Consider the following 17,800-nt stretch of genomic DNA (forward strand, 5'->3'; position numbering starts at 1 on the left):
TCTCGCGCCACACAACAAGCTCGGTTTCTAATGTGCGTCGGATGGTCAGATGCGGTGAAAGAGCCGATCACAGGCGATGCCTCGGCGCGGCAGTATCATAGACTAACACAGCCAGAAAGCGGACAGACGGCGATCTTAATGGACGCCCCTTTGGACCTGTGTGGCACGATGCAGCCCTTTGTCGAGATCGCCTCTTATTTGTCAAATGTCGGGCTTTCCGCACCCAAAATAATGCATCAGGATATCGAGCAGGGTTTTTTGCTTCTTGAAGACCTTGGCCGCGCGGTTTTTGCAGCCGAAATTGCATCGGACCCCCGCCGCGAAGCCCCCCTTTACACGGCAGCCGTGCATCTTATTGCCAAGCTTCATGATCACCCAAACGAACGCTTGCCTTTGTATGACGCCGACAAGATGGCTGAGGCCGTCAATCTTGCCTTTCTGCACTATCGCGCCACCACGACAGACAAACTTGATGCCCCCGCGAAAGACGCAAGTGCGCTTTTGTGGGAACACCTGACCCAACTCAGCAATTTCAGCACCGTATCGCTCAGGGATTACCATGCAGAGAACCTCCTTTGGCTGCCAGATCGCGACGAGGACAAGCGCGTCGGTTTGCTTGATTTTCAGGATGCTGTGCAAACCCACCCGGCCTACGATCTGGTTTCCCTGTTGCGCGATGCGCGCCGTGATGTGTCGCCTGAATTGGCCGACCACTTGATCGGTGTTTTCTGCCACCTTCGGGGGTATGACGAAGACCGCTTCCGCGCCGAGGCGGCTTTGATCTCGGTTCAGCGAAATCTACGCATCCTCGGCATCTTTGCACGCCTGTCGCGCCAGATGGGAAAACCGCATTATGTTGACCTGATTCCGCGGGTTTGGGACCACCTTCAACGCGACCTGGACCACCCGTCGCTTGATCGCCTCAGACCAACGCTGCGCACCATATTGCCAGCCCCTGAACCAGACTTTCTGACAATACTGAGGTCCCCATGCCAAACTCTGCGATGATATTTGCCGCCGGTCGCGGGACACGTATGGGGTCGTTGACCAAGGACTGCCCGAAGCCTCTGATCAAGGTCTCGGGACGACCGCTAATCGACTATGCGCTGGACTTAGTCCAAAGCAGCCCAATCGAAAAAACCGTGGTGAATGTCCATTATCTTGCAGATCAGATTGCAGACCACCTTCGAGACCAAGATGTCTTGCTGTCCTACGAAGCCGGCACAGTTCTAGAGACCGGGGGCGGGCTAAAAAAGGCTCTAACCTTGCTAAATTCTGACACTGTTGTCACATTGAACTCTGACGCGGTCTGGACTGGTGCGAACCCGATCAATGCCCTTCTAAGCGCGTGGGACCCCGCGAATATGGACGCGCTTTTAATGCTGGTGGACCACCCTGACGCCATAGGCCACAATGGGGCCGGTGACTTTCTTATGTCCACGGATGGGACGCTTCAACGTGGGCAGGGGCTGACCTATACCGGGTGCCAAATCATCAAGACCCAATTTGTGGAAGCGATTCCGCAGGACGTATTTTCCCTTAACCTCGCTTGGGATTCCATTTTGCAGACGGATCGCGCATTCGGGCTGCGTCATCACGGACAATGGTGCGATGTTGGTCATCCCGAGGGGATCACGCTTGCTGAAGCGATGCTAAGGAATGCCGATGTTTGATCCTATTGAAAGTGCCCGCGTTTTTGGGGCGCCACTCGGCGTCGACTTTCCGAAGGCTCTGGTCGATGGCGTGCTGGCCCGCACCAAGGACCAGCCGCCCGAAGCGCTTGCCCGGATCGAACTGTTCGTGAACACAAGCCGCATGCAGTCGCGTGTGCGAAGCCTTTTTTCGGGCCAAACCCGGTTTTTGCCACGCATCCGCCTGATCACCGACTTGGCCCAAGATCCAGCTTTGTCCAACGTGCCACAACCCGTTGCACCCCTGCGCCGAAGGCTAGAGCTTCGTCAATTGATCGCGGCCTTGATTGAACGCGAACCCGACCTGGCCCCAAAAGCAGCTGTTTTCGACCTTGCCGACAGTCTGGCCAACCTGATGGACGAAATGCACAGCGAAGGGGTGCATCCAAAAGACCTTCAGCAGCTTGATGTTGGCGAAATGTCCGAGCACTGGGCACGCAGCTTGAAATTCATCTCTTTGGTGGAGCGCTATTTCGGCGATGCGTCGAAAGAGGCGCCCGATGTCGAGACGCGACAGCGCATGGTGATCGAAGCGACGATCCAAAAGTGGCACGCCGACCCGCCTGCACACCCCATCCTGATTGCGGGCTCAACCGGTTCACGCGGTGCGACTGCGATGTTGATGGAAGCGGTTGCCAAATTGCCTCAGGGCGCGGTGATCCTTCCGGGATTTGACTATGACATGCCGCCCGAGATTTGGGCGCAACTTCGCGACGCTCTCTCATCTGAGGATCACCCACAGTTTCGTTTTGCCAAGCTGATGGACAGGCTTGGCATGTTGCCAACTGCGGTCATGAACTGGACCGAAACAGTCCCTAATTCGCCCCAAAGGAACGCTCTGGTTTCTTTGGCGCTGCGACCTGCGCCCGTCACGGATCAATGGCAAGTTGAGGGAAAGACCTTCAAAGGCATCGAACCGGCCACCCGGGATCTGACGCTGATCGAAGCCCGAACACCTCGCGCCGAAGCGATGTCCATTGCCGTCATTCTGCGCCGATCTGTCGAAGACGGCGTGCCTGTTGCATTGATCACACCTGACCGAAACCTGACACGACAGGTCACCGCAGCACTGGACCGTTGGGGCATTGAGCCAGATGACAGCGCTGGGCGGCCACTTGCCCAGTCGGCACCCGGCCGTTTCTTGCAACATGTCGCACGTCTGATGTGTGAAGACACCCGCGCCGAAACGCTACTGACGCTGTTGAAGCATCCGCTTACGCATAGCGCGCCGGGAATGCGCGGCGACCATCTGCGCTGGACCCGCGATTTTGAGCTTCAGGTCCTGCGGGGGGGGATTGCACTGCCATCACAGGACACTCTTGCGCAATGGGCCACGCGCCATGCCGACGACACCGCAAGATTGAAATGGATCAAATGGTTTGACGACACTTTTTTGAACAAAGCCGTGCCGGGTGAAACGGACCTAGAGGCCCTCGTGGACGGTCACATCGCGCTTGCCGAACGCATTGCGCGCGGAACCAGTGATGGCGGCACCGGCGAACTGTGGGAACGCACAGCCGGAAAACGCGCTTTGGAAATCGTCTCTAATCTTGCAGAAAATGGCCAATACGGGGGCACGCTTAGCGCCGCGGCCTATCGCGATCTTTTCCGGTCTGTGCTGAATACCGGCGAGGTGCGCGACCCCGTCACACCACACCCGCATGTGATGTTCTGGGGCACGCTTGAGGCCCGCGTTCAGGGTGCGGACCGTGTCATTCTGGCGGGTCTGAATGACGGAATTTGGCCTGAGCTTCCAGCACCGGACTCATGGCTCAATCGCAAAATGCGACTTGATGCGGGCTTGCTTCTGCCTGAACGGCGCATCGGCTTGTCAGCACACGACTTTCAACAGGCGATCGCCGCAAAAGAGGTGTATCTGACCCGCGCAACCCGAGATGAAGACAGCGAAACGATCCCGTCGCGTTGGCTTAACCGGCTCTGCAACCTGATGGGTGGCATGTCGGATCAAGGTGCCGCACAGCTTGACGCAATGCGCAGGCGAGGCGACGTTTGGATCGCACTTGCCCAACAGCTTGACGACGTTCAAACACGCCTCCCACCCGAGCCGCGCCCATCGCCCGCGCCGCCCGTGTCAGCGCGCCCAACGCGGTTGTCGGCAACGGGTGTGACGAAGCTGATCCGTGACCCATACGCTATCTATGCCGACAAAGTGCTTCATCTCCGCACGCTGCCTCCGATCCAGCAAGAATCTGATGCGTTGGTGCGCGGCACTGTTCTTCACCGTGTTTTTGAACGGTTTGCCCAGGAAACCGCCCTGCCGCAAGATCAGCCAAAGGAACAAGAACGCCTTATGCAGATCGCCCACGAGGTGATGCAGGATTTGGTGCCTTGGCCCGCAACTCGATTCCTGTGGCTGGCCCGAATTGGGCGCATCGCTGAGTGGTTCGTGGCGCAAGAAACGCAGCGCCGCATGCGCTCTGAAAACCTGGCCAACGAAGTGTGGGGCGAAGTGACGTTTGAACACCTCGGGTTCACGCTTGGCGCCAAGGCCGACCGGATCGATCGTCGCAACGACGGGCAGCTTGAAATCTACGATTACAAAACAGGCACACCGCCCAATGCAAAGATGCAGAAACACTTTGACAAACAGCTATTGCTAGAAGCCGTTATTGCCAATCTGGGCGGGTTTAGAGACTTATCTGAACACCAAACGGCGTCGATCTGCTACATTGGGCTTACCCCCAAGAAGGAAGAGCGCACAGACCTTTCGCAAGCCGACGTTACGATCGCTCAGGCGGAGTTCGAGGCGCTTGTTCAAGCCTACCAAGACCCGGCCCAAGGATTCACATCGCGCCGGTCAGTTCACATGCAGCGATTTGAGGGGGACTATGACCATCTCGCGCGGTTTGGGGAATGGGACGACAGTTTCGACCCGACGGTATTGGAGGTTGGTCGATGAATACCAACGAAGCTACGCTCCGGCAGATCGACGCCGCGGATCCCGGCAACTCTACGTGGCTGTCAGCCAATGCTGGGTCTGGCAAGACCCGTGTGCTGACCGATCGCGTTGCGCGTCTTTTGCTGGATGGGGTGTCGCCCCAGAATATCCTGTGCCTGACTTACACAAAAGCCGCCGCCAGCGAGATGCAGAACCGGTTGTTCAAGCGGCTGGGTGAATGGGCGATGAAAGACGATGTCGCGCTGTCCACCGCCTTGCAGGAACTCGGCTTGGACAGCACACGCGACCTTTCGCTGGCACGACAGCTGTTTGCCCGCGCCATCGAAACTCCCGGCGGGTTGAAAATTCAAACCATTCACGCCTATTGCGCCTCGCTGCTGCGCCGCTTTCCGATGGAGGCAGGCGTGTCGCCGCAATTCGCCGAGATGGACGAACGCGCCGCAAAGCACCTGCGCGCGGATGTCGTGGATCAGATGAGCGACGGCCCGTTGGCATGCCATGTCCAAGCGCTTGCGCAACATTTCACGGGCGAGGATCTTGCAAAGTTCACCCAAGACATCGCGAAACATCGCACCTTGTTCACCCAAATGCCAAGCTCTGAGGACGTTGCCCGTTGGTTTTCGCTGCCTCCAAACTGTGATGAAGCACAGATTCTGGAAGCAACCTTTCAGCCCGGCGACCTGGATATGCTCAAGGGGTTTGCAACCCAGCTGAGAACCGGCAGCACCCAGGATCAGAAACATGCCGACCGCCTTGATGGTGCTGATTTCAACCAACCAACCATGGACCTGCTTCAGCGGTTAGAAAGCTTCCTGTTGCTACAAGGATCACCGTTTTCAGCAAAGATAGACAAGATTCCTACCAAACCGCTCCGGACTGGTATCTGCGCCCCAATCATGCCCGCGCTAAACGACTTGATGCTCAGGGTCGAGGACGCCCGGCGCGATCGCCTTGCGCTTTTGAACACCCGCAGAACCTATGCCCTGCATAGATTTGCGCACCACTTCATCGCACTTTACGAAGCCGCCAAGCTGGATCGCGGGTGGCTTGATTTTGACGACCTGATTCTGAAAGCCGGCGCGCTTTTGACCGATCCATCCGTCGCCGCTTGGGTGTTGTATCGCCTTGATGGCGGGATCGATCATATTTTGGTGGACGAAGCGCAGGACACCAGCCCGGCCCAGTGGCGCATCGTCGACAATCTTGCGCGCGAATTCACAAGCGGGTCAGGCGCGCGCGATGACGTCGAGCGGACGATTTTTGTCGTCGGGGATCCCAAACAGTCGATCTATTCGTTTCAAGGTGCTGAACCTGCTGCCTTTGATCGCATGAATGCCGCGTTCACAGCCAGGTTGTCACAGATCGGTCGGACGCTTGTTCAACTGCCGCTGGAGTTCTCGTTCCGCTCGTCCCCTGCTGTTCTGGGGTTCGTCGATATGGCGTTGGAGGGCCGAAGCGGTCTGGGCAATTCGTTCCAGCACCGCGCCTTCTTTTCTGACATGCCCGGTCGGGTTGACCTGTGGCCAGTCATCGAGCCCGTAAAACAAGACGAGGACCGCGTCTGGAACGACCCCGTTGACCGACCCTCGCCGCGTGACAATCGAATTCAGCTGGCAGACCAGATCGCGGCCGAGATTGATCGCTTGGTGAAAACAGAAACTATTCAAGGTAAAAACGGGGACCGCAGACCCGTCAATGCCGGGGATATTCTGGTTCTTGTCAGGTCGCGCAAGGTGCTGTTTCACGAAATCATTCGCGCTTGCAAAGCCCGTGACATCCCCATTGCAGGGGCTGATCAGTTGAAGATTGGCGCAGAGCTTGCGGTAAAAGACATGACGGCACTTCTGTCCTTCCTGGCCACCCCCGAAGACGATCTTTCGCTTGCCGCACTGTTGCGGTCGCCATTGCTCGGGTGGTCAGAGGACGCGCTGTTCCGACTGGCGCACTATCGGAGCAAAGGCGTGTTTTTGTGGCGCGCTCTGTCCGACCAGGCGGCCCAGTACCCAAAGACACTGGAAATTCTTCATGACCTTCGGAACGCCGCTGACTTTCTTCGGCCCTATGAACTGTTGGAGCGCGCACTGACCCGTCACGATGGGCGTCGCAAATTTCTCGCACGCCTCGGACAAGAAGCCGAGGATGGGATTGATGCACTTCTGGCTCAGTCGATGGCCTATGAGCATCTGGAGGTCCCTAGCCTGACCGGCTTTCTGACATGGCTGCAATCGGACGAGGTTACGATCAAGCGGCAAATGGATTCGGTGGGCCGGCAGGTGCGCGTGATGACAATTCATGGCTCCAAGGGGCTAGAATCGCCGATCGTCATCTTGCCCGATCTGCTCGCAATACCCTCGAACGAAACGCCGAATGTCGCAACACTGCCGGATGGCGCCGCCTACTGGCCCCCTGTTACAAAGGACCGAACCGAAGTCATCGAGGCCTCAGCAGAGCAGATCCGCGACGCAGAAACCGAAGAACGCACGCGTCTTCTATACGTGGCCATGACGCGGGCCGAACAGTGGTTGGTTCTGGCCGGGGCGGGAAAACCCGGCAACAGCGACGACAACTGGTTTCGGATCTGCGAGGCAGCGATGCAGAAAGCTGGCGGAATAGACACAGATTTCCCAACAGGAACGGGCAAACGTTTCGAACTCGGGAATTGGCCAAAGGCGACTGTCAACGCGTCGCCGGACGAAGACCAGACGCCCGCGGAATTGCCATCTTGGCTTCAGCTCCCGGTCGCATCTGTGCCCACACGTCTCAAGCCGATCACGCCTTCGGAGCTCGGCGGTGCCAAGGCGCTTGCCGCCGAAACGGCATATGGGGGCGGGGATGCCGCCCTGAAGCGCGGTCGCCAGATCCATCTGTTGCTGGAGCATTTGCCACCCCTGCCCGAAGACGCGTGGTCACAAACCGCGCAAGCCCTGCTTGGTCAGGGTGAGGATAAGGCAGACGGGGCCGAGCAGGACGAGTTGCTGCAAGAAGCGACGCGTGTGTTGAAGACACCAGCGCTTGCGCCGCTGTTTGCCAACGATGATTTGGCCGAAGTTCCTGTCACCGCGACCTTCGATCACTTGCCCGGCCGCGTTCTTCACGGGGTGTTAGACCGCTTGCTGATCACCGACGACGCGGTTTTAGCGGTCGATTTCAAGACCAACCGTGCAGTTCCAGCCACGCAAGCCGAAACGCCCGAGGGTCTGTTGCGCCAACTTGGCGCTTATCGTGCGGTTTTGCAGCAGATCTACCCTGACCGTCCCGTGCACACCGCGATCCTTTGGACACAAAGCTGTGAGCTCATGACATTTGAGGATGCTTTGGTCGATGCGGCGTTCGTTCACCTTGACGCAACCACGCTGCCTACCTAGTTTCACCACAACATCTAGTTTTCAGGAGAATGAAACATGGCAACTGTTGCTGTCACCGACGCCACTTTCGAAGAAGAGGTCCGCAACGCTGACCTTCCCGTTATCGTGGATTTCTGGGCTGAGTGGTGCGGTCCCTGCAAACAGATCGGCCCCGCCTTGGAAGAGCTGTCCGCGGAATATGAAGGCAAGGTCAAGATCGTGAAGGTGAACGTGGACGAAAACCCAAACTCGCCCGCCCAAATGGGAGTTCGCGGTATTCCGGCGCTGTTCATGTTCAAAGACGGCCAAGTCATCTCGAACAAAGTCGGCGCCGCACCAAAGGCCGCGCTGCAATCCTGGATCGACGAAAGCGTCTGATCCAGACTGCCGAAAAGCAAAAAGCCCCGCTGTGTGGCGGGGCTTTTTTGTTGGGCCTTGGCTGCCCTTAGATCAAAAGCACCTGAGTGCCCGATTTGGCATACTGGAACAGCTCGGCAATGTGCTGATTGTAAAGCCCAATGCAGCCATTCGAAGACTGGCGGCCAATTTTGCGCGTGTCGTGGGTGCCGTGAATGCGGTAATACTTCCACCCCAGATACAGCGCATGGGTGCCCAACGGGTTGTCAGGGCCGGGGCCGACAAACGCGGGCCATTCCGGGTTGCGAATACGCATGGCTGGTGTCGGCGCCCAAGACGGGCCCTCCACTTTGCGGATCACACTTGTGCGTCCGCGCCGCGTCAGGTCTTCGGTCAATGGCACCGACGTCGGGAACAGCCGATAGATGGATTGATCTTCAGACCAATAGTGCAAACAGCGCGAGCTGACATCGACCAGAATCGCCCCATTGCGCGTGTTGCTGAAATAGGGTTGCCATTGAAGCGACCGGAAGCTGGAAATGTTTCGCTTCACCACCTCGGTCAGGTCACGCTCAACCTCGGTCGTGTTCTCAAACTGCGCAAGGGCCGGCGAGGCCAGCCCTGCTGCCGCTGCAACAGTTCCACTCAGGAAAGCACGCCGCCCCATCAGGGCGTCAGGTTGTTTCCGCATCGCGTTTCTCCAAAAAAATTCACTCGTTTCGGACGATGTATATTGCGCAACAGCATCAGTCGCAATTCAAACGGCCGTTATCGGCCTATTATCGCATAGCCGTTATTTGATCCTCGGCTATTCTCTCTATAGAGAGATCCGGAAACAATGCTTTTTTGCAGGGAAACTAAGATGCGCGCGTTTTTGATTGCTATTGCTGCTGTTACGGCCCTTTCAGCCTGCGAGGCGACAAGCCCGGGGACGGGTGGCGGCGTCAAGATCTACAAGATCTCGGCCGCAAAGACATCGAAAATCCAATATCGGATGCTCGATTCGGTCAACTCCCTGCGTCAGGCTGCAGGCGCCGCCCCGGTTCAGTTGGATTCGCGCCTGAACGCTGCCGCGGCCACGCATGCGCGCGATATGTCGGTTCAGAACCGCCCGTGGCATTTCGGATCTGATGGCTCGTCCCCCATCGATCGCGCCAGACGCGCGGGCTATAGCGGCGTTTATCTTGGCGAAACGATTTCCGAAACGTTCGAGACTGAGCTGCAAACTCTTTCGGCTTGGATGAACAAGCCCGATACACGCCGGATCATCCTTGACCCGCGCGCCCGAAACATGGGCTTTTCGTGGTTGCAGGAACGCAATGGCAAAATCTGGTGGGTGCTTGAGATGGGCGGCTGACGCCACCCGATCAACGACACATTAGGGATTGATGTCAATCACGGTGCCCAAGCGGACCATCGTGAAAATCTCGCGCATTTCATGGTTCTTGACCGAGATACAGCCAGCTGTCCAATCCGCGCCCTTGGGATCTTTCGGCCGTCTGGCGCCGTGGATATAGATCTCGCCCCCGGGCTTGCGGCCGTTGGTGCGCGCGTGATCTGCATCCTGCCGGTTCGGATAGGAAACACCGATTGACAGATAGAACGCGCTTTTCGGATTGCGCCGATCAATGACGTAGCGGCCTTCGGGCGTTTTGCCGTCACCTTCGAACCGTTTGCCGCCATTCGGCTCAAACCCCAGATCAATGCGATAGGTTTTCAGAACTTCTTTGCCGTGCATCAGAAACAAGCGGCGGTCACTTTTGTTGACGATGATCTGCGTGACCTCGGGTCCATCATACTGATATCGCTTCGGGCCGCATGACGCGATGACCAATAGGGACAGGACTGCTACGATCTTCAGGACGGCTCTCATGGACGTTCCCAACTGCTTCTTTTGCATCATGGTAGAACAGTCTGGCAGCAAGACAAGCGCATTCTCACGCTCTCGTCGCCTTCGGCGGAACTGCACAGGTCACGGGATCTTTGTGAAGCTTGCGACTTGCTCGATATGGGGGGACCAGCGGAACTGGTCGATCACCTGAACCCAATTCAGGCGATATCCGGCGTCAATCAGGGTGCGTGCATCGCGGGCAAAGCTGACGGCATTGCAAGACACCATCGCCACCTTGGCCACCGATGATTGCGCCAACTGGGCAATCTGCGCTTCGGCCCCAGCGCGCGGCGGGTCGATGACAGCTGCGTCGAACGCTAAAAGGTCCTCTGGAAACAGAGGGTTGCGAAACAAGTCCCTGGTTTCGGTCGTGACCTTTCGCAACCCTTGCGTTTTGCGCCAAGCTACCTCTAGCGCAGCCAACATCGAACCGTCGCCTTCGACGGCAAGCAGGTCTGCGTGTTCAGCCAAGGGCAAAGTGAATGTGCCGCAGCCAGCAAAAAGGTCTACAACATGCGCCGCGCCATCGACGATCTCGCGCACAGCCTGCAGCAAAGCGGCTTCGCCTTCACGAGTCGCTTGCAGAAACGACCCTGGCGGTGGCACCACAGCGGCGCGTCCGAACGACTGAGCGGGCGGTGCTTGGGTCGCTACGGTTTCGCCATTCCACGACAGACGTGCAAATCCGAACCGGTGCAACGCCTCTGCCAGTTGTGTTTCAAGCGCGCGTTCCAGCGGCTTGCCGCCGGTAACCGAAACGTCAAGCCCAACGCCTGACTGCACGATGGTGATCGAAAGCTCGCCCTTGCGGGATGCGCCCAGAACCGAAAGCTCAGCAATCGCGGGAAGCCCAGCCAAGATATCCGGGTGCAAAAGCAGGCATTTGTCGATTGCCGTTATCGTGTCCGAGCGCCGCGTATGAAATCCGACAATCGCGCCCTTCTTGCCGCGTCGCGCAGACAAAACCGCACGGCGTCGCGATTGAGGCGGCGAGGTTTGGATGTCGCGAAACTCCGGCGTCAAACCATGGGCTGCCAACGCTGTTTTCACGACGCTTGCCTTCCATTGCGCCACGAAACCATCCGAAGCATGCATCAGCGCACACCCACCGCAGGTGTTGTAGTGAGGGCAGGGCGCCTTAACCCGGTCGGGAGACGGCGTCACGATGCGCGGCGCGTCGATCCGATCGTCGACAACGTCGCCCTGAATGACCTCGCCGGGTAAACAGCGGGGTGCGAACACGGGGCCGGGGGCAATTCCATCACCCAAGTGGCCCAACCGTTCAATCCGAAAGGTTTCGCCTTGTTTGTCACTCATTTCAACAAGTCCTCGCGACTTAGGGCAAAGCCGGATGCGATCCATTTGGCTTCTAGCTGGCCAAGCCGTTCGCCCAGCGCAGGGCCAGTGAGCTTTGGCATAAGATCAGCAGGCTTTACCGGAAACGTCGCCTGTGCACCCGTTGTGATCTGTGCCCAAACCGAGGGGTCGATCGGGTGTTCGAACAAAGCGGCCCGCAAGATAGCCACATCTTGCGCCACCCGTGTTCCGTGGCGATAGGCCAATTCTTGCGGCAAGGTGGTGGTGCCCACCTCACTGCGCAACAGTTGCAGGCGTTTCTGGTCGCGTTTCGACAGGCGCAACCTTTCCGCAACGCTCTCCCCTCCAAGCAGGGCCAGGCGGCGCATCGGGTCGGGGGGGAAATCGCCTTCCAGGTGGATCAGAACGGGCAGCATCTTCGGATCTGCGCCGGGCAAGACCGACGCCAGCACACCGGATCGCGCCATCGCGGCGACAGCCAGGGATGGGTCTGGTGCGGCCATCAATTTGGTGACTTCGGCCCCGACCCTTTCACGCGAAAGTGTCTCTAACCCAGCCAAATTTTGCGCACAGGCCGCCAGTCCTTCGGGATCTATGCCCATTGACGGGTCGCCATACCACGCCTGAAACCGGAAAAAGCGCAGCGTCCGAAGGTAGTCTTCGCGGATGCGTGCTTCGGCATCATCAATGAACCGGACACGGCGCGCTTTCAGATCGGCAAGCCCGCCCAACGGGTCGATGACAGACCCGTCCGACGCGGCATAAAGCGCGTTCATCGTAAAATCGCGGCGGCGAGCGTCGTCTTCGATATGGTCAGAAAACGCGACGACGGCGCGGCGCCCATCTGTTTCGACGTCTTTGCGGAAGGTCGTGACCTCGAAAGGCTCTCCGGCAACGATTACAGTAACGGTCCCGTGGTCAATTCCGGTTGGAACCGGGCGCATTCCCGCATCATTGGCGATCTGGATAATCCGATCAGGGCGGGCATCTGTGCTTAGATCAAGATCTGAAATCGGCGCGCCCAGCAGGTCGTTTCGCACACAACCGCCAACGAAAAAGGCTTTGTGCCCAGCGCGCTCCAAGACCTTGCAGAGCCGTTGCGCCGGCGGGGACTTGATCCAATCGCCAGAGACACGGGTCATCATTGCATCCTTTCCGCCAGCGCACGCAACATCCGCGCTGTTGCGCCCCAGATGTAGTATGGCCCGAACGGCACCGTTTCATACATCCGCATCCGGCCCTGCCAAATACGCCCCTGTTGGCTGAATTGCGCAAGGTTAGTGACATGTTCGAACGGCACATCGAAGACTTCGTCGACTTCGCCCGCTTCGGCTACGATCCTGAATTCACGCCTTATCACCCCAAGGAGTGGCGTCACGGTAAAGCCAGTGACCGTCTCATGGGGTGGCATCTGGCCTATCAGCTCGACATGATCGCGCGGCAGGCCAATTTCCTCTTGCGCCTCGCGCAGCGCGGCGTCTGCTGCATCGCGATCCCCTGCGTCGATCTTGCCACCGGGAAAGGCGATTTGCCCTGGGTGGTGTTTCAACGCTGACGACCGCTTGGTCAGGATAAGGCGAAGCCCATCAGGCGCACAGACCAATGGCAGCAAGACCGCTGCGGGTCGCAACGTGCGACCTACGGGAAGCTTAATATCCGGATGAAGATCAAAATCAGAGCTCCCCTCGCCGGGTTTGGCAAGGGCGTGCTTGATTTTGTTGATCACATCAGGCGCCGTCACCGTCCGAGCCCTCTGCATCCTTGCCCAAGGTTGTGGGGTCAAGATTGTAATGCGCGCCGCAGAATTGGCAGTCGGCTGTGACGCGACCATCTTCGGTGGTCATGTGCCCCAAATCGCGCGCCGAATAGATCGAGAGGCTTTCACGCACCCGTTCCTCCGAGCAGGGGCAGCCAAACCTGACCTGCTGAGGGTCGAAGACGCGCGGACCTTCTTCGTGGAATAGACGCACAAGCAGGCTGGTGGGCTGCACTGTCGGCCCTACCATTTCCAGCTCTTCCACCGAATCAAGCAATATGTTTGCACGGTTCCAGTTCTCGGCATCGTCATCGGCCAACAGATCTTTCGCCGAAAGCACGCCGCCCTCGCCGCTGCCACCTTCGCCCGTCACATGGGGGGACGCTTTGGGCATATGTTGCAACATGATACCGCCTGCGCGCCAGCTTTCCTGCTGCCCGGCCCAGGTCGATTTGCCAAAGGTCAACTGAAAACGGGTCGGCAACTGTTCAGACTGCGCAAAATATGCCTGCGCGCAATCTGACAACGATTTACCAACCAAAGGCGTCATACCCGTATAAGGCTTGTTGGCGCTGCCTTGGTGGATCAGCACTGCGAAATAGCCCTTGCCGACCTGCTCGAACCCCGGCCCATTGGGGATCAGCCGCTCCTTGTCATAGCTTGCATAGGCGCGAATGGTGGCTGGGTCGCCCTCTTTTTCAGGTGCGTAGAAGTCCGTCGCGATCAAGCGGGCCGGACCATCCCCGCGAACTTGCAAAGACAGCTTCCATTTCAACTTGATCGTTTGGCCAATCATGGCTGTCAGCATCGCTGCCTCGGCCACCAGTGCTTCGATCGCCGGGGGATAATCATGCTGGGACAAGATCGTGTCCAACGTGCCGTCAAGGCGAAGCAAGCGGCCGCGGACATCGCTGTTGTCCAACTGGAAGGGCAGGATGGTATCATCCCAGGCAATTTGAGGTCCAAGGGTCATGGGGTTTCCTATCGGCGTTCTGCTTGGCATACCGTGTCTATGTAGTGGCGGCAACCGAAGGGAAAAGAGATGATCCGCAGATTTGGAGCACCAAGAGTAAATGGCCGCGATTATGTGTTGCGACCGGGTGCCTATGCGATTCTCGCACGCGGGTCAGAGCTTTTGCTAACGTTTCAGTCAGACCCGTTCAACGAGTTCCAGCTTCCCGGTGGCGGTATCGACCCCGGTGAGACGCCCCTTGCAGCACTCCATCGCGAAGTGATGGAAGAAACCGGTTGGAAAATCGCCCAACCGCGTCGTTTGGGGGCGTTTCGAAAATTCACTTACATGCCGGAATATGACAAATGGGCCGAGAAGATTTGCCATATCTATCACGCTCTGCCCGTGCGCCAGATCAGCGACCCGACCGAGCCGGATCATCAAGCCGTTTGGACAAGCTCCATCACGGCCAGCCGAATCCTTCACAATGACGGCGATCAACATTTCGTCGCGCGTTACGCACAGTCGGGCTTATAGGTTACCATCACGCAAGACAGGTCATCGCCCAGATCTTGTCCGCCGGAATAAGCATCTAAGTCCCAGACAAGCAGATCGAACAGGTTTTCATTTGTTGCGTCACGATTTTTCACCAAGAGCTTGGAAAACCCGTCTTCGTCCAGAAGCCGGCCCTGACTGTCTGCGCATTCTGTGAAGCCGTCTGAATAGAACAGCAGACGGTCGCCGGGTCCAAGTTGAAGCCGTTGCGATTGGAATGTCGCACCGTCGATCAAACCAATGGGCATACCTCCATCGCCAACGAACCGCGTGTTGCCATCTTGGGTCAGCACGACAGCATTCGGGTGACCGCACTGAGACAGGTCGACCGCGCCTGTCTTCAAATCGATGTAGCCCAACAGCATCGTGAAATAGTGCTCGGATTGAATGTCGTTCAACAGCAAGGCGTTCAGCTCTTTCGCAACCAATTCGGGCGGGCGGCTGGTATAGCTGCCATCCAAACTTGCCTCCAAAGCGATATTGTGTGCCGGCGAGCCATCGGACAGATAAGACGCCAATCGCGCCGTCAGCAGCGCCGACGCGATGCCGTGGCCAGAGACATCTATGGAATAAAACGCCAGCTTGTCTGGCCCGGCTTCGAAAAAGCCAACAAGATCACCACCCACATGACCGCAGGGTTTCAAAAGCAACGATACCTCGGCGGTGCCCATGTCCCTGTATTTCTCGCGCACCAAGGATTGTTGCATTTTGCGCGCTTCGATCAGGTCCCGGTCAAGCGAGTTATAAAGGCTTTGAATTTCCGCAAGCGTCGAGCTGACAAGCCGGTTGGTTTGATGAAGCTCACGCTCCATCGACAGAATTCGACCGCCAGCGTTGATTCGTGCGCGCAATTCGTCGGGGTTTACGGGTTTGGCCAGAAAATCATCGGCCCCGACATCCAAACCCTGTGCAACCGCACCCTTGTCCGTTTTCGAGGTCAGCAGAATGAAATAAACATACCCTTCTCGCGGAAGTGCACGAAACGCTTCGCACAGTTCAAGCCCATCCATCCCCGGCATCATCCAATCGCTAAGGATAAGATCAAGATCCTGTTCGCGGCAGATCGCCAAGGCTTCATCGCCGGTGGCCGCTTCGATCACCTCATAGCCTTGGCGGCTAAGCGATGATGACAGAATGCGGCGCTGCGCGCGGCTGTCATCGACAACCAGAATCCGGCGGACGGGGTTGGGCAAAGTTACACCAACAGGCTCTGCGCCTGTTACTTCGGTGTCGGTCACATATGATGCTGCAGCGCTCAAGACTGCTCCTGAATATCCGTATCAATGCATCCGTGATTAGCGGGCCGGTTTTAACAGGTCTTTAAAGCTAAAATTCTTATCTTTCGGCCGCGCCTTACGGCTTGTTAACTGTCGCGCGCCATACTGAAGGGGTCACTGCGGAGGTGCTGATGATTGATTGGAACCGCGTTACCGAACTAAAAGATGAGATTGGCGAAGATGACTTCGCCATCGTGGCCGAGATGTTTTTGGAAGAAGTGGAAGAAGTGATCGACCGCCTAAAAGCCAATCCGAAACCAGCGCTGTTTGAACAAGACATGCATTTTCTGAAAAGCTCGGCTCTGAATTTGGGCTTCAAGGCTTTGACGGCCCTATGTGCGGTGGGTGAACGTGAAGCCGCCGCTGGCAATTTCGAAGCCGTGCCGCTTGCCCCATTGTTCAAAACCTATGATGCGTCGAAGGCGGAGTTCGTAGCGCGCGCCTAAACGATAAACTCGGCTATGGTTTCGTTGCCGGTGATGTCGGAATACACGAACCCACCCTCATCAAGCCGTCGAAAAAGCGAGTCAAAGTTGTCAGGCTGTGTCGTTTCGATTCCAATCAGAACCGAACCGAAATTTCGCGCGCTTTTCTTGAGATACTCGAACCGAGCGATATTGTCGTCCGGTCCAAGCACCTGAAGGAAATCTTTCAGCGCACCGGGCCGTTGTGGCAGGCGCAACAGAAAATACTTCTTCAGCCCTGAATGTCGCTGGCTACGCTCTTTCACTTCGGGAAGGCGTTCGAAATCGAAATTGCCGCCAGAAGTCACACAAACAACGGTCTTGCCCCGTATCACCTTGCGAAGATCTTGCAGCGCATCAACAGACATTGCGCCGGCCGGCTCAAGCACGACACCTTCGACGTTCAGCATCTCTAGAATGGTCGTGCAAATGCGATCTTCCGGGACCGCAATTACATGGTCCGTTGGCACCGACTTTAGCGTGCTGAATGTCAGATCACCAATTCGGGCCACCGCCGCGCCATCAACAAAGTTGTCGACCTTGTCCAGCTTGACGGGGTGACCCGCATCAAGCGCCGCCGCAAGGCTGGCACCGCCCGCGGGTTCAATATATCGCAGATCGGTCTTGGGCCCGACAGCGGCAAAATACCGCGTGGTCCCTGCGGCCAAACCACCGCCGCCCACGGGCAAAACAACCACGTCCGGCGTGCGACCAAGCTGTTCCATGATTTCGGCGGCGACACTCGCCTGACCTTCAATGACATCAAGGTCGTCAAAGGGCGACAGAAAATGGCCGCCTGCCTCTTTGCAAAAGGCCTGCGCCTCGATCAGCGTGTCGTCAAAATAGTCCCCAACAAGACGGATTTCGATGGTTTCCCCGCCGAAGGTGCGCGTCTTCGCGATCTTTTGCTGCGGCGTTGTCACCGGCATGAAAATCACGCCCTTAACCCCAAGATGGCGGCAGACGAAAGCCACGCCTTGCGCGTGATTTCCAGCCGACGCGCATACGAACACCTTCAGCTTCGGATCACGTGCCAAAGCCTTGGTCATGGCATTCAGGGCACCCCGTATCTTGTAGCTGCGCACCGGGCTCAGGTCTTCCCGTTTCAGCCAGACGTCAGCACCATATCTGGCGGACAGATGATCATTGCGCTGCAACGGCGTCGCGGGAAACACCGCGCGCATATGATGTTCGGCACTGTGGGCCTTGTCGACGAAATCGCTCATCCCCTAGCATTTGCGCGAAACCGGATGCAGTTCAAGCCCTGCCAACCCGG

The 17,800-nt window shown here is 57.6% G+C and carries 16 protein-coding genes; 8 read left to right on the top strand and 8 right to left on the bottom strand.

The annotated features are described in order from the left end of the window. Positions 1-30 precede the first annotated feature (30 nt). From ACXYMP_RS01385 to trxA, 5 genes are read left to right on the top strand one after another with little or no spacing between them, the layout of a single operon-like run. Positions 31-1,008 carry an aminoglycoside phosphotransferase family protein gene (locus tag ACXYMP_RS01385; protein ID WP_458903859.1) on the top strand — a complete coding sequence of 326 codons (978 nt, stop codon included), beginning with the start codon at positions 31-33 and terminating at the stop codon, positions 1,006-1,008. Then, the gene (locus tag ACXYMP_RS01390; protein WP_458903861.1) at positions 1,005-1,673 is read left to right on the top strand and encodes a nucleotidyltransferase family protein; all 669 of its coding nucleotides are present in this window, start codon (positions 1,005-1,007) and stop codon (positions 1,671-1,673) included. The genes ACXYMP_RS01385 and ACXYMP_RS01390 overlap by 4 nt, the downstream gene beginning before the upstream one ends. Continuing rightward, positions 1,666-4,611, top strand: coding sequence for a double-strand break repair protein AddB (gene addB / locus ACXYMP_RS01395; RefSeq protein WP_458903863.1), 2,946 nt, complete (start codon positions 1,666-1,668; stop codon positions 4,609-4,611). Before ACXYMP_RS01390 ends, addB begins: the two co-directional genes overlap by 8 nt. Beyond that, positions 4,608-7,976, top strand: a complete 3,369-nt coding sequence (gene addA / locus ACXYMP_RS01400) for a double-strand break repair helicase AddA (protein WP_458903865.1) — start codon at positions 4,608-4,610, stop codon at positions 7,974-7,976. The genes addB and addA overlap by 4 nt, the downstream gene beginning before the upstream one ends. 36 nt (positions 7,977-8,012) lie before the next feature. Beyond that, positions 8,013-8,333, top strand: coding sequence for a thioredoxin (gene trxA / locus ACXYMP_RS01405; protein WP_298566863.1), 321 nt, complete (start codon positions 8,013-8,015; stop codon positions 8,331-8,333). Positions 8,334-8,400: 67 nt separating this feature from the next. Here trxA and ACXYMP_RS01410 read toward each other — a convergent pair whose 3' ends face one another. Next, positions 8,401-9,003 (bottom strand): L,D-transpeptidase, encoded by a 603-nt coding sequence (locus ACXYMP_RS01410; RefSeq protein ID WP_458903867.1) that lies wholly within the window; start codon positions 9,001-9,003, stop codon positions 8,401-8,403. A gap of 171 nt (positions 9,004-9,174) precedes the next feature. Here ACXYMP_RS01410 and dalA point away from each other — a divergent pair, with 171 nt between their 5' ends. Beyond that, positions 9,175-9,669, top strand: a complete 495-nt coding sequence (dalA, locus tag ACXYMP_RS01415) for a divisome-associated lipoprotein DalA (RefSeq protein ID WP_298566865.1) — start codon at positions 9,175-9,177, stop codon at positions 9,667-9,669. Positions 9,670-9,690: 21 nt separating this feature from the next. Here the strand turns inward: dalA and ACXYMP_RS01420 are convergent, their stop codons facing one another. The 5 genes from ACXYMP_RS01420 to hslO all read right to left on the bottom strand — a co-directional run bounded on the left by ACXYMP_RS01420 (position 9,691) and on the right by hslO (position 14,249). Further along, on the bottom strand, positions 9,691-10,185 hold the full coding sequence (locus ACXYMP_RS01420) for a L,D-transpeptidase family protein (protein WP_298566866.1): 495 nt from the start codon (positions 10,183-10,185) through the stop codon (positions 9,691-9,693). 99 nt (positions 10,186-10,284) lie between these two features. Further along, a complete protein-coding gene (locus tag ACXYMP_RS01425) occupies positions 10,285-11,520 on the bottom strand; it encodes a class I SAM-dependent RNA methyltransferase (protein ID WP_458903870.1) in 1,236 nt (411 codons plus the stop codon). Further along, the gene (locus ACXYMP_RS01430) at positions 11,517-12,662 is read right to left on the bottom strand and encodes a CCA tRNA nucleotidyltransferase (protein WP_458903872.1); all 1,146 of its coding nucleotides are present in this window, start codon (positions 12,660-12,662) and stop codon (positions 11,517-11,519) included. The genes ACXYMP_RS01425 and ACXYMP_RS01430 overlap by 4 nt, the downstream gene beginning before the upstream one ends. Further along, complete coding sequence (locus tag ACXYMP_RS01435) at positions 12,662-13,279, bottom strand: CoA pyrophosphatase (RefSeq protein WP_458903874.1); 618 nt, start codon at positions 13,277-13,279, stop codon at positions 12,662-12,664. The genes ACXYMP_RS01430 and ACXYMP_RS01435 overlap by 1 nt, the downstream gene beginning before the upstream one ends. Beyond that, positions 13,248-14,249: an Hsp33 family molecular chaperone HslO gene (hslO, locus tag ACXYMP_RS01440; protein WP_298566871.1), complete on the bottom strand. Its 1,002-nt coding sequence runs from the start codon at positions 14,247-14,249 to the stop codon at positions 13,248-13,250. Before hslO ends, ACXYMP_RS01435 begins: the two co-directional genes overlap by 32 nt. A 69-nt stretch (positions 14,250-14,318) precedes the next feature. Here hslO and ACXYMP_RS01445 point away from each other — a divergent pair, with 69 nt between their 5' ends. Further along, complete coding sequence (locus ACXYMP_RS01445; RefSeq protein ID WP_458903876.1) at positions 14,319-14,765, top strand: NUDIX hydrolase; 447 nt, start codon at positions 14,319-14,321, stop codon at positions 14,763-14,765. Here ACXYMP_RS01445 and ACXYMP_RS01450 read toward each other — a convergent pair. Continuing rightward, the gene (locus ACXYMP_RS01450; protein WP_458903878.1) at positions 14,744-16,042 is read right to left on the bottom strand and encodes a PP2C family protein-serine/threonine phosphatase; all 1,299 of its coding nucleotides are present in this window, start codon (positions 16,040-16,042) and stop codon (positions 14,744-14,746) included. The two genes, ACXYMP_RS01445 and ACXYMP_RS01450, sit on opposite strands and share 22 nt — an antisense overlap. Before the next feature lie 149 nt (positions 16,043-16,191). Between ACXYMP_RS01450 and ACXYMP_RS01455 the strand changes: the two genes are divergently transcribed. After that, the gene (locus ACXYMP_RS01455; RefSeq protein WP_298566875.1) at positions 16,192-16,506 is read left to right on the top strand and encodes an Hpt domain-containing protein; all 315 of its coding nucleotides are present in this window, start codon (positions 16,192-16,194) and stop codon (positions 16,504-16,506) included. Here ACXYMP_RS01455 and ilvA read toward each other — a convergent pair. Beyond that, on the bottom strand, positions 16,503-17,750 hold the full coding sequence (gene ilvA, locus ACXYMP_RS01460) for a threonine ammonia-lyase IlvA (RefSeq protein WP_458903881.1): 1,248 nt from the start codon (positions 17,748-17,750) through the stop codon (positions 16,503-16,505). The two genes, ACXYMP_RS01455 and ilvA, sit on opposite strands and share 4 nt — an antisense overlap. Positions 17,751-17,800 lie beyond the last annotated feature (50 nt).

The sequence above is a fragment of the Aliiroseovarius sp. CAU 1755 genome, assembly GCF_054482655.1.